The following is a 14,246-nucleotide window of genomic DNA, read 5'->3' as shown; positions in this document are numbered from 1 at the left end:
AAAATGAAGCACGTCATGCACGCAACATGTTGAAGGATAAAGTGATATGAATACAGCCACGGTTTCTTCTAGCCAGCGCACAGCGGCAAATATTCCTCGATTACGCTGGTTGCGGATCGTACCGCCCATTTTGATTACCTGCATTATTTCCTATATGGATCGCGTCAATATTGCCTTCGCGATGCCGGGCGGTATGGATGACGAATTGGGTATTACGGCATCGATGGCCGGACTCGCAGGCGGGATCTTCTTTATCGGCTATCTGTTTTTACAAGTGCCGGGCGGCAAACTCGCCGTACACGGCAACGGTAAAAAGTTTATCGGCTGGTCACTGCTGGCCTGGGCCGTCATTTCGGTGTTAACCGGTCTGGTGACCAATCAGTATCAGTTGCTGTTTTTGCGCTTTGCGCTGGGGGTATCCGAAGGCGGTATGCTCCCGGTGGTACTCACGATGATCAGCAACTGGTTCCCCGATAAAGAGCGTGGCCGCGCCAACGCGATTGTCATCATGTTTGTACCCATCGCCGGCATTTTGACCGCCCCGCTTTCTGGCTGGGTCATCACAACCTGGGATTGGCGCATGCTGTTTCTGGTGGAGGGAGGGGTTTCGCTGGTCGTTATGCTGCTGTGGTGGTTTACCATTAGCAACCGCCCGCAGGAAGCAAAATGGATTTCACAGGCAGAAAAAGAGTATCTGATCAACACGTTGCAGGAAGAACAAGCGGCCCTGCAAGGCAAAACTGTCCGCAATGCTTCCCTCAGTCGGGTATTGCGCGAAAAGTTGATGTGGCAGTTAATTTTGGTGAATTTCTTTTACCAGACAGGAATTTACGGCTACACCCTGTGGTTACCCACCATCCTGAAAGGGCTGACCAATGGCAATATGGAACAGGTCGGCATTCTGGCTATTTTGCCTTATATCGGGGCAATCCTCGGTATGTTCACTATCTCCTACCTGTCCGATAACTCAGGAAAACGTAAGGTCTTCGTCGCGTTACCACTCGCCTGTTTCGCCATTTGCATGGCACTGTCCGTTTTGCTCAAAAGCCATATCTGGTGGTCCTATGCCGCGCTAGTCGGCTGCGGCGTCTTCATTCAGGCCGCCGCGGGGGTGTTCTGGACTATTCCTCCCAAGTTGTTTGATGCCGAAGTCGCTGGCGGCGCTCGCGGTGTCATTAATGCGCTTGGCAATCTCGGTGGCTTCTGCGGCCCTTATATGGTCGGCGTCCTGATTTCAACCTTTAACAAAGACGTTGGCGTCTACAGTCTGGCTATCTCACTGGCGATTGCCGCCGTACTGGCCATGATGCTGCCACCGCGCTGCGATGAGTCTACGGAGGCAGCATGACAGATTATTTTCTGGGGCTCGACTGCGGCGGAACCTTTATCAAAGCCGGGATCTATGACGTCACCGGAACGGAGTACGGCATTGCACGCCACAATCTGCCGATTACCACACCGCAACCCGGTTGGGCAGAACGCGATATGCATACCCTGTGGCAGACCGCTGCCGAGGTTATTCGTGAACTGCTGGACAGAACGGCACTCTCCGCTAGCGCAATTTCCGGCGTGGGGATCTCCGCCCAAGGCAAAGGGTTATTCTTGCTGGATAAGCATGACAAACCACTAGGCCATGCGATTCTGTCATCCGATCAGCGCGCGCGTGAACAGGTTCTGGCGTGGCAGCAAGCAGGGATACCGCAAGCGCTCTATCCTCAGACCCGCCAGACGCTGTGGACAGGCCATCCGGTTTCGCTACTGCGGTGGCTCAAAGACCACCAGCCGACACGCTATGCACAAATCGGCACGCTGTTCATGGCGCACGACTACCTGCGTTTCTGCCTGACCGGAGAACGGGCTTGTGAAGAAACCAATATCTCCGAATCCAACCTCTACAACATGGACACAGGCCACTACGATCCTGCACTGGCAGAACAACTTGGGATTGCGGAAATCGTCAGCGCCCTACCTCCAATCATCGGTTCTACAGATATCGCAGGCCGAATTACCCCAGAAGCAGCACAGCTAACCGGACTGAGGGCGGGAACCCCCGTCGTCGGTGGGTTATTCGACGTGGTTTCCACTGCCCTGTGCGCAGGCCTTCAGGACGAGACTCGACTCAATGCCGTCATGGGGACATGGTCAGTAACCAGCGGCATCACCGACACCCTCGCCGATGGCTACGACCATCCCTTCGTTTATGGCCGCCATGCGGAAGCAGGACGCTACATCGTGCATGAAGCCAGCCCTACGTCTGCTGCCAATCTGGAATGGTTCTGCCAACAATGGGGACTGAGTGACGGTTTAGGGGTCGATTATGCTCAGCTCAATCACTGGGTTTCTCATCTTCCTAAAGCGGGCAGTCACCTGCTGTTTGTTCCCTTTTTATATGGTTCCAACGCCGGATTGGGGCTCAGTGCCAGCTTCTACGGCCTGCAAGCGTTCCACCGGCGCGAACATCTCGTTCAGGCTATTTACGAAGGTGTGGTGTTCTGCCACATGGCGCACCTGAATCGTATGCGTCAGCGTTTCCCTAACGTGGACGCGTTGCGCATCACCGGCGGCCCAGCCAAGTCTGTCCCCTGGATGCAGATGTTTGCGGACGTCAGCGGCCTGCCTGTCGAACTCCCACAGGTAGAAGAAACCGGCTGTCTGGGTGCAGCAATGGCGGCGATGGTCGGCAGCGGTGCTTTTAGCGATATCACCGCTGCTCAGCGGGCGTTCTCACCACGGATTACACGCCTTACCCCAGATGAACAAGCTCGCACGGCCTACGACAAAAAATACCAACACTATCAGGCGCTCGTCGACGCGTTAAAAGCGCTGCAACCCGCCGGTAAGGAGAACCCATGACAACGCAACCCCGCCTGCAACTGGCGCTCGACCACACCCGACTGGATGCCGCACTCACCATCGTGGAGCGACTCCACCCCTATGTTGACATCATCGAAGCGGGCACCATTTTGTGCATCAGCGCAGGTATCCAGACCGTCAGCCAATTACGCGAGCGCTGCCCTCACCATGTGCTGGTGGCCGATCTGAAAGTCGCTGACGCGGGCGCCACGCTGGCGGAGCAAGCCTTTTCCCACGGCGCAAACTGGATGACCGTCATCTGCGCCGCGCCTTTGCCCACTATGGCTAGCGCGCTGGAAGTGGCAGAGCGTTATCGGGGAGAGATCCAGATTGAGCTCTTCGGTCGCTGGACGCTGGAAGACGCCAAAGCGTGGCGCGCACTGGGCATCAAACAGGCAATTTACCACCGTGGGCGCGATGCGCAGGCCAGCGGTCAAACCTGGGGCCAGCAGGATCTGGACACGATGAAAGCCCTTTCTGACCTCGGCATCGAACTCTCTATTACCGGAGGGATTACCCCCTCGGATCTGCCGCTTTTCAGCGATATCGCCGTCACGGCATTCATTACCGGACGGGCGCTGGCGGATGCTCCTGACCCAGTAGACTCGGCTCGCCAATTCCGCGCCGCCATTGACGCCATCTGGAGGCCTTAATATGCGCCAACACCCATTAGGTATTTATGAAAAAGCCCTGCCGAAACACCTGACCTGGCCAGAGCGCTTAGCGCTAGCAAAGGCCTGTGGTTTTGACTTTGTTGAAATGTCGGTAGACGAAAGCGATGAGCGTCTGGCCCGCCTGCTATGGAGTAAGGAACAGCGGCTTTCTCTGGTCAATGCGATGCTGGAAACCGGCATTCGTATCCCTTCGATGTGCTTGTCCGGGCATCGGCGTTTTCCGTTCGGCAGCCATGATGAAGCACTGCGCCAGCGTGCCTTTACGATCATGGAGCAGGCCATTCAACTGGCCAACGACGTGGGCATCCGCACCATTCAGCTAGCGGGGTATGACGTCTATTACGAGCAGCAAGATGAAGGCACGCTCGCGCGTTTTACCGAAGGTATGCAATGGGCGGTTGAACGCGCCGCCGCCGCGCAGGTGATGCTATCCGTGGAGATCATGGACACCGCCTTTATGAACTCTATCAGTAAATGGAAAGCCTGGGATGCCTGCCTGGCTTCACCGTGGTTTACCGTCTACCCGGACGTCGGCAACCTCAGCGCCTGGGGCAACAATGTCACGCAAGAATTACAGCTGGGTATCGATCGCATCGCCGCTATCCATCTGAAAGACACCTTGGCGGTTACCGCAACCTCACCCGGGCAGTTCCGCGACGTACCATTCGGCGAGGGCTGTGTGGATTTTATTTCTGTTTTTAGCACGTTGAAAACACTCAACTATCGTGGCGCTTTCCTGATTGAAATGTGGACGGAGAAAGCTGATGAACCGGTCGCTGAGATCGTTCAGGCGCGCCGCTGGATCGAGCAGAAAATGCAACAAGGGGGAATGTCATGCTAACGTTACAACAGCTTAAGCAACAGGTTCTGGAAGCGAATCTGGATTTACCGCGTCACCATCTGGTGACGTTTACCTGGGGTAACGTCAGCGTCGTCGATCGCGACCGCGGTCTAGTGGTCATCAAACCATCAGGTGTGGAGTACGAACATATGGTCGTAGATGACATGGTTGTGGTCGATCTTGCCTCTGGACAGACCATCGAAGGTAACAAAAAGCCCTCCTCGGATACGGCGACACATCTGGCGTTATACCGCGCTTTTACCGAGATTGGCGGCATTGTCCATACGCACTCGCGCCACGCCACCATCTGGGCACAGGCGGGGCTGGATCTCCCGGCCTGGGGCACCACGCATGCCGACTATTTCTACGGAACCATCCCCTGCACGCGATTGATGACACAGGACGAAATTGCCCAGCACTATGAGCAGGAAACAGGCAACGTGATTATAGAAACATTCCGCCAGCGCGGTATCAGCCCAACAGACATCCCAGCCGTGTTAGTCAATGCACACGGCCCATTCGCCTGGGGAAAAGACGCACATAATGCGGTACATAATGCGGTGGTACTAGAGGAGATAGCCTATATGGGCATTTTTTCACGCCAGCTGACGCCAGGTATTACCGCTATGCAGCAAGTTCTGCTGGATAAGCACTACCTGCGTAAGCATGGGAAAGATGCCTATTACGGACAATAGAAGCAGGGATCAATCAGGGGCCGTCCGGCCCCTGTGATACAACATATTATTCAGCGCGTTCCTGAACCTGGTGTAAATGTACATCCATCTGCGGATAAGGAATACCAATACGGTGCTCATCCAGCGCGCGTTTAAAGCTTTCCAGCAGATCCCAATACACCGCCTGTGCGTTGCCGTTGGTTGTCCACACCCACACCACAAAATTCAGCGATGACGCCGCCATTTCATTCAGGCGAATCGTAACCCCCTTGTCGTGCTGGATACGTCCATCGGCAGCGATAATATCGCCCAGCAGCTTTTTCACCACGTCGATATCGGCATCATAAGCCACACCGACAATAATTTCGGTACGGCGATCCGGCTCACGCGAGCTGTTGATGATGTTGCCAGCGATGATCTTGCCATTCGGCACCACGATAATTTTGCCGTCAGAGGTGCGCAGCGTCGTCGAGAAGATCTGTACCTGTGTGACGGAGCCAGACACGCCGCCCAAGTCCACCCATTCGCCGGTACGGAAAGGCCGGAAAATCACCAGCAAAACGCCCGCAGCAAAGTTGGCTAACGACCCCTGCAATGCCAGACCGACGGCCAAACCTGCGGCACCCAGCACAGCAATCACCGATGCTGTCTGCACGCCAACCCGGCTCAATACGGCAATCAGCGTGAACGCGATAATGCCATAACGCACCAGCGCAGACAGGAAATCGGCCACGGTTGAATCAATAGAACGACTAATCATCAGTTTATTGATGGTGCCAGAGACGATCCGCGCGATCACCAAACCAACAATAAGGATCACTAATGCGGCGACAATATTCACGGCATACTGCAAAAACAAGTTCTGATGTGCCACCAACCAGTTCCCTGCCTGATCCAATCCCGTATTAAGTTCTTCCATTTAAACGCTCCTGTTTTTTAATCACTGGGAAAGCATAACGTCCACATCTAAAACCGCAACATCGGTACCAAAAATTAAGGCTCCCGTAGGAGCCTTAGCATCAAATCATGTTTACGTTGTCTGACTTACAGCACATCAACAGCATTCAGCTCTTTGAAAGCCTGCTCCAGACGCGTAACCATGCTCGCCTGCGCGGAACGCAGCCACACGCGCGGGTCATAGTATTTCTTGTTCGGCTGATCTTCGCCTTTCGGGTTGCCCAATTGGCCTTGCAGATAAGCTTCGTTATCTTTGTAATATTTCAGAATACCTTCCCACGTAGCCCACTGGGTGTCGGTATCGATGTTCATTTTCACTACGCCGTAGCTAACGGAGTCTTTGATTTCCTGAGCGCTGGAACCAGAACCACCGTGGAACACGAAGTCCAGGCTGTTGTGCGGCAGGTTATGTTTCTTGGAAACATATTCCTGAGAGTCGCGCAGGATGGTCGGAGTCAGTTTCACGTTACCTGGCTTGTATACGCCATGCACGTTACCGAAAGAAGCAGCGATGGTGAAACGTGGGCTGATCGCGTTCAGCTTGGTGTACGCGTAGTCAACGTCTTCCGGCTGGGTGTACAGCGCTGAGGCGTCCATGTGGCTGTTATCCACACCGTCTTCTTCGCCACCGGTACAACCCAGTTCGATTTCCAGAGTCATATCGATTTTGGCCATACGAGCCAAATACTTAGAACAGATCTCGATATTCTCTTCCAGCGACTCTTCAGACAGGTCAATCATGTGAGAAGAGAACAGCGGTTTGCCAGTAGCAGCAAAGTGTTTTTCACCCGCGTCCAGCAGGCCATCGATCCACGGCAGCAATTTCTTCGCGCAGTGGTCGGTGTGCAGAATGACTGGCACACCGTAGTGTTCCGCCATTTGATGCACATGATGAGCGCCAGAAATCGCTCCCAAAATTGCCGCCTGCTGACCTTCTGCTTTCAGGCCTTTACCCGCGATGAATGCTGCACCGCCGTTAGAGAACTGAACAATGACCGGCGCACGTACTTTGGCTGCGGCTTCCAGCACAGCATTGATTGAGTCGGTACCGACACAGTTCACTGCTGGCAAAGCGAATTGGTTTTCTTTTGCTACTGCGAAAACTTTCTGAACGTCATCACCAGTGATGACACCGGGTTTTACGAAATCAAAAATTTTAGACATGTTACGTGTCCCGTTTCGTTGGCCGTGGAGGGGTTAGAGAAATCGATGTTAAATCGACAGGTTGTCTCGGCACGACATCCATAACGGCATGCCAAGACAACCACAGGAAAGGGAAAAAGCAGCCCTTACCTTAAATTACTGTTTAGCGCGTTCTTCCAGCATAACTACTGCAGGCAGTTTTTTCCCTTCAACGAACTCCAGGAATGCGCCACCACCGGTAGAAATGTAGGAGATTTTGTCAGCAATACCAAACAGATCGATCGCAGCCAGCGTATCGCCGCCGCCTGCGATAGAGAACGCATCACTCTCTGCGATAGCACGAGCGATAGTCTCGGTTCCTTTACGGAAATTCGGGAATTCGAAGACGCCAACCGGGCCATTCCACAGGATGGTCTTGGCATTCTTCAGAATTTCAGCCAGACGCTCAGCGGAAACATCACCCAGATCCAGAATCTGCTCTTCGTCTTTGATTGCCGTAACAGACTTCAGCGTTGCAGTTGCAGTTTCAGAGAATTCTGACGCAACACGCACATCGCTCGGCACAGGAATATCGCAGGTTTCCAGCAGCTTCTTCGCTTCAGGAATCAGATCGGCTTCGTACAGAGATTTACCCACGTTGTGGCCTTGTGCGGCAACGAAGGTGTTGGCGATACCACCACCGACGATCAGCTGATCGGCGATTTTAGACAGGGAATCCAGTACGGTCAGTTTGGTGGAAACTTTAGAACCACCTACGATAGCGACCATCGGACGTGCTGGTTCGCTCAATGCTTTACCCAGCGCTTCCAGCTCACCAGACAGCAGCGGGCCCGCACAGGCGATAGGCGCAAATTTACCCACGCCGTGGGTTGAAGCCTGCGCACGGTGTGCAGTACCGAAAGCGTCCATCACGAACACATCGCACAGCGCAGCGTATTTCTTGGACAGGACTTCGTCGTCTTTCTTCTCGCCTTTGTTAAAACGAACGTTTTCCAGTACAACCAGCTCGCCTTCAGCGACATCAACACCATCAAGATAGTCTTTCGCCAGACGTACAGGAGAAGACAGTTTCTCTTTCAGGTAGTCCACAACAGGCAGCAGAGAAAATTCTTCGTTGTATTCGCCTTCGGTCGGACGTCCCAGGTGGGAAGTGACCATAACGCGAGCGCCTTGTTTCAGAGCGATTTCGATGGTCGGCAGAGAGGCACGGATGCGCGCATCAGACGTCACTTTCCCTTCTTTTACTGGTACGTTCAGATCCGCACGAATAAGAACACGTTTACCAGCCAGATCCAGATCGGTCATCTTAATTACAGACATGGTGAATCCTCTTGTTGATTCTCTTTTAAAGTTGCTTGAGCGAGATAGCGACCCCTGATCGCCACCGTCGTACTAGAAACCGCAGGCTGCCATCGCCCGTGTTGTATCCAACATCCGGTTGGCAAAGCCCCATTCGTTATCGCACCAGACCAATGTTTTAATCAGATGCTGACCACTGACCCGTGTCTGCGTGCCGTCAACAATGGCACTGTGCGGATCGTGGTTAAAATCAGCTGACACTAATGGCAATTCAGTATAATCAACTATACCACGAAACGACTCGTGCGCTGATTTTTGCAATAGTGCATTAATTTCATTCACGTTTACGGCTTTCCTGACGCTAACGCTCAGGTCAATTGCCGTGACGTTAATCGTCGGCACCCGCACCGATATCGCCTCAAAACGATCGACAAACTGCGGAAAAATACGGGTGATCCCCGCCGACAGCTTGGTATCTACCGGAATGATCGACTGGCTGGCGGCACGTGTACGCCGCAGATCGTGATGATAAGCATCGATCACCGGTTGATCGTTCATGGATGAGTGAATCGTCGTCACCGTGCCATTTTCGATCCCGAAGGCATCATCCAGTAATTTGATCACCGGGATAATGCAGTTGGTCGTACAGGACGCATTGGAAACAATACGATGCTCACGTTCCAACTGCTGATGATTGACGCCAAACACCACCGTCGCATCCAAATCCGCCGTTCCCGGATGAGAAAACAGCACTTTCTTCGCACCTGCCGCCAGATGGGCTTCGCCATCTTCCCGGCTACCGTAAACACCGCTGCAATCCAGTACGATATCTACACCGAGTTCTCGCCAGGGCAATGCCTGAATCTCTGCCTGATGTAACAGACGAATACAATCATCACCGACATAAAGCTGGTCACACTCCTGACGCACATCCCACGAAAAACGGCCGTGGCTGGAGTCGTACTTGAGCAAATGCGCCATACCTTCCGCGCTTGCCAGCTCATTAATAGCCACAACGGTAATCTCGGCTCGGCGGCCTGATTCATACAACGCACGTAAAACACTGCGGCCAATGCGGCCAAAACCGTTTATCGCAATACGGATCGTCATGGCGTTCCTTGTGGTTCCTTATGTCATGGCAGGGTTACCCAGCGCATAGAATATACCCTTCTTAGACACCAGAGAACCCCTGGCGAAACACCGTCAGCACAACAACTGAAACGCTTCAGCTAGAATAAACGAATTAACGTATAAAAGAAATATTCTCGTCTGGCACACGCCAGAAGAGTGACCTGCGTCATAAAAATGAAAAAACCATATCTGAGAGGCAGACAACGCGCATCGAGAGGGAAGTTAAATTCAAGATGAAAAAAAGCCGCCAGCGTTAGCTGACGGCTTCTCATATCGGGGTTAACGCGGCGTAATTACTTAAGCAGCGCCTGCGCTTTTTCCACCACGTTATCGACGGTGAAGCCGAACTCTTCAAACAGCAGCTCCGCCGGAGCCGATTCGCCGAAGCTCGTCATGCCGACAATCGCGCCGTTCAGGCCCACATACTTGAACCAGTAGTCCGCGATACCCGCTTCAATCGCCACGCGTGCCGATACCGCTTTCGGCAGCACCGCTTCACGGTAGGCTGCATCCTGCTTGTCGAATGCATCCGTTGACGGCATCGACACCACACGCACCTTGCGGCCTGCGGCAGTCAGCTTGTCATACGCGCCGACAGCCAGCTCGACTTCAGAGCCGGTGGCAATCAGGATAAGCTCCGGCTGACCGTCGCTGTCTTTCAGCACGTAGCCGCCTTTCGCCACGTTCGCCAGCTGCTCAGCAGTACGTGGCTGCTGCGCCAGATTCTGACGGGACAGGATGAGTGACGTCGGGCCGTCCTGACGCTCAATGGCGTATTTCCACGCCACCGCCGTTTCCACCTGGTCTGCCGGACGCCAGTTGCTCATGTTCGGTGTCACGCGCAGGCTGGCCAGCTGTTCAACCGGCTGGTGCGTCGGACCGTCTTCGCCCAGACCGATGGAGTCGTGGGTGTAGACGTAGATGCTGCGGATTTTCATCAGCGCGGCCATACGTACCGCGTTACGGGCATATTCCACAAACATCAGGAAGGTCGCGGTGTACGGCACAAAGCCACCATGCAGCGCAATCCCGTTGGCAATCGCCGTCATGCCGAATTCGCGCACGCCGTAGTGGATGTAGTTACCCGCGTGGTCTTTATCCAGCGATACCGAGCCGGACCAGATGGTCAGGTTGCTCGGTGCCAGGTCGGCCGAACCGCCCAGGAATTCCGGCAGCAGTTTGCCGTAGGCTTCCAGCGCGTTCTGTGAGGCTTTGCGGCTGGCAATTTTCGCCGGGTTGGCCTGCAGGTCTTCGATAAATTTCTGGGCGTCCGCCTGCCAGCTGGCCGGCAGTGCACCGCCGGTGCGGCGTGTGAACTCGGCAGCCAGTTCCGGGTATGCGCTGGCGTAGGCAGCAAACGCTTCGTTCCAGGCCGCTTCCTTACGCTGACCGGCTGGTTTGGCATCCCAGGCGGCATAGATATCAGCAGGAATCTCAAACGGCGCGTGGGTCCAGCCCAGCTGTTCGCGGGAGGCGGCGACTTCTGCATCGCCCAGCGGCGCACCGTGCGAATCGTGCGTACCGGCCTTGTTCGGTGAACCAAAACCAATCACGGTTTTGCACATCAGCAGCGACGGCTTGTCGGTCACCAGCTGGGCTTCACCGATGGCACGCTTGATGGCGTCCGCATCGTGGCCGTCCACGCCGCGCACCACGTGCCAGCCGTAGGCTTCAAAACGGGCGGCGGTATCGTCGGTAAACCAGCCTTCAACGTGGCCGTCGATGGAGATGCCGTTGTCATCATAAAACGCGGTCAGCTTGCCGAGCTTCATGGTACCGGCCAGCGAGCAGACTTCGTGGGAAATCCCTTCCATCATGCAGCCGTCGCCGAGGAAGGCGTAGGTGTGGTGGTCGACAATCTCGTGGCCCGGACGGTTGAACTGCGCCGCCAGCGTGCGTTCGGCAATCGCCATCCCGACCGCGTTGGCAATCCCCTGACCCAGCGGGCCGGTGGTGGTTTCGACGCCGGCGGTGTAGCCGTATTCCGGGTGACCCGGCGTTTTGGAGTGCAGCTGGCGGAAGTTTTTCAGTTCTTCAATCGGCAGGTCGTAGCCGGAGAGATGCAGCAGGCTGTAAATCAGCATGGACGCGTGGCCGTTGGACAGCACGAAGCGGTCGCGGTTGGCCCAGTTAGGGTTGGCCGGATTATGGTTGAGGTAATCGCGCCACAGGACTTCGGCGATATCGGCCATGCCCATCGGTGCGCCCGGGTGACCGGATTTGGCTTTCTGCACCCCATCCATGCTCAGCGCGCGGATAGCATTGGCAAGTTCTTTACGAGAGGACATGCTTGACTCCAGATCGGATTGAACGACTGCCTTTCCTGTAAAACCAATAAAAATCAACAAGTTAAACAAGAATGACAAAATAAATATGATTACAAATGTACATGAAAAATGTAGCGAATGCACATGGAACCGTGAGCAAAAAACAGGGATTTATCGGCTGACGAATCAATGACGGTTCTTTTACCAATTGTGCAGTTGATTACAGCGCTATACGCGATGTTTTCTAGTGGGTTTACCTTTATTCGACGCACCTTTTCGGAACGCCCAGAAACAAAATACATCGCCTACGGGCTACCGTAAAAAAGATAAATCAGATTTTCCGATCTATTTCTCAATGTCGTTTTCGGGTAGTTTATAGCCGATTTTCTTTCATACTAAAAACGAACACCATCGTAGGGAGATGATTTTTATGGCAATTCGTTCTTCTGTGCTGGCGCTGTGTGTAGCAACGTTGCTGACTGGCTGCCAGAACTTAAACACCAATACCTTAATGCAGTCCGGTGCTCAGGCGTTTCAGGCGGCAACGCTCAGCGATGTTGATGTTAAATCACTCAGCAATCAGTCCTGTGAGCAAATGGACAAAGAGGCAAAAATTGCCCCTGCCGACAGCAAGTACACACAGCGCCTGAATAAAATTGCGGATGCGCTGGGTCATGACATCAACGGTACACCAGCCAACTACAAGGTTTATCTGACAAAAGACGTTAACGCCTGGGCAATGGCTAACGGCTGTATCCGGGTGTATAGCGGCCTGATGGACATGATGAACGACAATGAAGTGGAAGGCGTTCTCGGCCACGAAATGGGTCACGTTGCGCTGGGACACACGCGTAAAGCGATGCAGGTTGCCTACGCGGCAACGGCTGCTCGTACTGCCATCGCCTCTGCGGGCGGCGTGGCGGCGTCTCTGTCACAATCTCAGCTAGCCGATCTGGGAGAAAAACTGGTTAATTCCCAGTTCTCTCAAACGCAGGAAACACAGGCAGATGATTACTCCTTTGATTTGCTGAAGAAACGCGGCATCAATCGGGAAGGTCTGGCAAGCAGCTTTGAGAAACTCGCCAAACTTGATGCGGGCCATGAGAGCAGCATGTTTGATTCCCACCCTTCATCTGAAGGTCGCGCCAAACACATTCGTGAACGTATTGCTGCCGAGAAGTAACCCTGCGTTCTGATGACTCACCAGGCAAGCACACCGCGGGCAATTGAAAAAATCTCAATTGCCCGCTAGTCATCCGACCACTATCATCCCCCTCATATTCGCTGTAAGCTGTCACGTAACTGCCATCTTTACATCCCGCTATCGTCATGATGATAGGATTGAAGAATTAATAGATGACAAATAGATAGCTATTTTCAATCTTATTAACTTTCTGTTCTCTTTTTAAGAAACGAAACTCGGTGGATTTCCAGATGCCAGAAGCCGTAATCCACGAATGCGGCAGCATACCGACAAACAGGTAAACACGATTAGCGCAGAGACCTACGTCGTAATAAACAGGAATGTTGGGGTAACCCCCTGTATTTAAAGATAGAAATAAACCAATAAATCAAGCATACTATGTTAAACCAATAAAAATTTTTCCAGTTGGATCATATAGATATATGATAAACCGGTTGTCTCTTTCACGGGTTTCTCTAGAGGCTCCATCTTTTTAGCGATTTAAAGGCATTTCAGGATCGCGATTTCTTAATAACTGGATAACATCAGCAGCAATTATTGGTTTGTGGCCCCTTTCAGACAATAAACTCATATGTGTTAAAAATCATGGATGTGAGAATTTTCAGTAAATGCAATTTTACCACGGTAGGATTACGGGAAATCCTATCCAGTATCCCTATGCTCTCGATAAAACCCGTCAACAGGTTTACGCTGCAGCAAGGAAAGAAAAAATGTATTTTCATCATTGACGGTAGCAGTGAGGGCTTTGAGGAATACTACGAGTCGATAAGAACTCACTTTTATAATATGGCGGCGTCGTTCGTTATCATCAATAATTCCCCCAATCACCCTCCCGTGTGCATTGACGAAAAAACGATTCTTATTTCAAAGTCAGCTGCCATCGATTCTTTTTATAAATTACTCGATTTCGTCCACCTTCACGATCGCCGTTTATTCAGTCCCGTCAGGTTGTCAAAGTCTGAATATGCCGTATTCCAGTATTGGTGTGCGGGCTACACCGCGGAAGCGATTGCCGATATCATTGGATTAAATAAGAAATCAGTACTGAACAGCAAATCACGATTACTGAATAAATATGGCGTTCAGGATAAAAACTCTTTACTGCTAATTGCCAAGATTATCTTCAAGGACAGCGTCATTGAAGAATTTGATTCCCTTCCCAAGCCAGCAACCGATATCAATATAAGTAATTCGCTTATCTGA

12 protein-coding genes are annotated in these 14,246 nt (G+C 52.9%); 7 read left to right on the top strand and 5 right to left on the bottom strand.

The genetic code is table 11. The annotated features are described in order from the left end of the window. The first annotated feature begins 46 nt into the window (after window positions 1-46). The 5 genes from I2D83_RS03325 to araD are packed head-to-tail and all read left to right on the top strand — an operon-like array spanning window position 47 to window position 5,063. Window positions 47-1,348 carry an MFS transporter gene (locus I2D83_RS03325; RefSeq protein WP_015841823.1) on the top strand — a complete coding sequence of 434 codons (1,302 nt, stop codon included), beginning with the start codon at window positions 47-49 and terminating at the stop codon, window positions 1,346-1,348. Further along, window positions 1,345-2,853 carry an FGGY-family carbohydrate kinase gene (locus I2D83_RS03320; RefSeq protein WP_205947541.1) on the top strand — a complete coding sequence of 503 codons (1,509 nt, stop codon included), beginning with the start codon at window positions 1,345-1,347 and terminating at the stop codon, window positions 2,851-2,853. Before I2D83_RS03325 ends, I2D83_RS03320 begins: the two co-directional genes overlap by 4 nt. Then, complete coding sequence (gene ulaD, locus I2D83_RS03315) at window positions 2,850-3,506, top strand: 3-keto-L-gulonate-6-phosphate decarboxylase UlaD (protein ID WP_205947540.1); 657 nt, start codon at window positions 2,850-2,852, stop codon at window positions 3,504-3,506. The genes I2D83_RS03320 and ulaD overlap by 4 nt, the downstream gene beginning before the upstream one ends. A gap of 1 nt (window position 3,507) precedes the next feature. After that, complete coding sequence (locus tag I2D83_RS03310; protein WP_015841826.1) at window positions 3,508-4,368, top strand: L-ribulose-5-phosphate 3-epimerase; 861 nt, start codon at window positions 3,508-3,510, stop codon at window positions 4,366-4,368. After that, entirely contained in the window at window positions 4,362-5,063 is a 702-nt protein-coding gene (gene araD, locus I2D83_RS03305) for an L-ribulose-5-phosphate 4-epimerase (protein WP_180776728.1), read from the top strand. Before I2D83_RS03310 ends, araD begins: the two co-directional genes overlap by 7 nt. 46 nt (window positions 5,064-5,109) lie before the next feature. Here the strand turns inward: araD and mscS are convergent, their stop codons facing one another. The 5 genes from mscS to tkt form a co-directional block, all read right to left on the bottom strand. Beyond that, window positions 5,110-5,961 (bottom strand): small-conductance mechanosensitive channel MscS, encoded by an 852-nt coding sequence (mscS, locus tag I2D83_RS03300; RefSeq protein ID WP_205947539.1) that lies wholly within the window; start codon window positions 5,959-5,961, stop codon window positions 5,110-5,112. A 125-nt stretch (window positions 5,962-6,086) separates the two neighbouring features. Then, entirely contained in the window at window positions 6,087-7,163 is a 1,077-nt protein-coding gene (gene fbaA, locus I2D83_RS03295) for a class II fructose-bisphosphate aldolase (protein WP_015841829.1), read from the bottom strand. A gap of 135 nt (window positions 7,164-7,298) precedes the next feature. Further along, window positions 7,299-8,462, bottom strand: a complete 1,164-nt coding sequence (gene pgk / locus I2D83_RS03290; protein ID WP_015841830.1) for a phosphoglycerate kinase — start codon at window positions 8,460-8,462, stop codon at window positions 7,299-7,301. A gap of 72 nt (window positions 8,463-8,534) precedes the next feature. After that, the gene (gene epd, locus I2D83_RS03285) at window positions 8,535-9,551 is read right to left on the bottom strand and encodes an erythrose-4-phosphate dehydrogenase (protein ID WP_015841831.1); all 1,017 of its coding nucleotides are present in this window, start codon (window positions 9,549-9,551) and stop codon (window positions 8,535-8,537) included. 314 nt (window positions 9,552-9,865) lie between these two features. Continuing rightward, the gene (gene tkt / locus I2D83_RS03280; protein WP_205947538.1) at window positions 9,866-11,860 is read right to left on the bottom strand and encodes a transketolase; all 1,995 of its coding nucleotides are present in this window, start codon (window positions 11,858-11,860) and stop codon (window positions 9,866-9,868) included. A gap of 409 nt (window positions 11,861-12,269) precedes the next feature. Between tkt and loiP the strand changes: the two genes are divergently transcribed. Together loiP and I2D83_RS03270 are read left to right on the top strand one after the other, a co-directional pair. Next, window positions 12,270-13,022 carry a metalloprotease LoiP gene (gene loiP / locus I2D83_RS03275; protein WP_205947537.1) on the top strand — a complete coding sequence of 251 codons (753 nt, stop codon included), beginning with the start codon at window positions 12,270-12,272 and terminating at the stop codon, window positions 13,020-13,022. A gap of 678 nt (window positions 13,023-13,700) precedes the next feature. Further along, a complete protein-coding gene (locus I2D83_RS03270) occupies window positions 13,701-14,246 on the top strand; it encodes a helix-turn-helix transcriptional regulator (protein WP_043881839.1) in 546 nt (181 codons plus the stop codon).

Source organism: Pectobacterium aroidearum, assembly GCF_015689195.1.
Taxonomy (GTDB): domain Bacteria; phylum Pseudomonadota; class Gammaproteobacteria; order Enterobacterales; family Enterobacteriaceae; genus Pectobacterium; species Pectobacterium aroidearum.
This window is presented reverse-complemented; position numbering and strand designations above follow the sequence as displayed.

Excerpts from the sequence above, each read along its gene's own strand:
- I2D83_RS03325 (WP_015841823.1), top strand. The coding sequence starts at position 47 with ATGAATACAGCCACGGTTTCTTCTAGCCAGCGCACAGCGGCAAATATT.
- I2D83_RS03320 (WP_205947541.1), top strand. The coding sequence starts at position 1,345 with ATGACAGATTATTTTCTGGGGCTCGACTGCGGCGGAACCTTTATCAAA.
- ulaD (WP_205947540.1), top strand. The coding sequence starts at position 2,850 with ATGACAACGCAACCCCGCCTGCAACTGGCGCTCGACCACACCCGACTG.
- I2D83_RS03310 (WP_015841826.1), top strand. The coding sequence starts at position 3,508 with ATGCGCCAACACCCATTAGGTATTTATGAAAAAGCCCTGCCGAAACAC.
- araD (WP_180776728.1), top strand. The coding sequence starts at position 4,362 with ATGCTAACGTTACAACAGCTTAAGCAACAGGTTCTGGAAGCGAATCTG.
- mscS (WP_205947539.1), bottom strand. The coding sequence starts at position 5,961 with ATGGAAGAACTTAATACGGGATTGGATCAGGCAGGGAACTGGTTGGTG.
- fbaA (WP_015841829.1), bottom strand. The coding sequence starts at position 7,163 with ATGTCTAAAATTTTTGATTTCGTAAAACCCGGTGTCATCACTGGTGAT.
- pgk (WP_015841830.1), bottom strand. The coding sequence starts at position 8,462 with ATGTCTGTAATTAAGATGACCGATCTGGATCTGGCTGGTAAACGTGTT.
- epd (WP_015841831.1), bottom strand. The coding sequence starts at position 9,551 with ATGACGATCCGTATTGCGATAAACGGTTTTGGCCGCATTGGCCGCAGT.
- tkt (WP_205947538.1), bottom strand. The coding sequence starts at position 11,860 with ATGTCCTCTCGTAAAGAACTTGCCAATGCTATCCGCGCGCTGAGCATG.
- loiP (WP_205947537.1), top strand. The coding sequence starts at position 12,270 with ATGGCAATTCGTTCTTCTGTGCTGGCGCTGTGTGTAGCAACGTTGCTG.
- I2D83_RS03270 (WP_043881839.1), top strand. The coding sequence starts at position 13,701 with ATGCTCTCGATAAAACCCGTCAACAGGTTTACGCTGCAGCAAGGAAAG.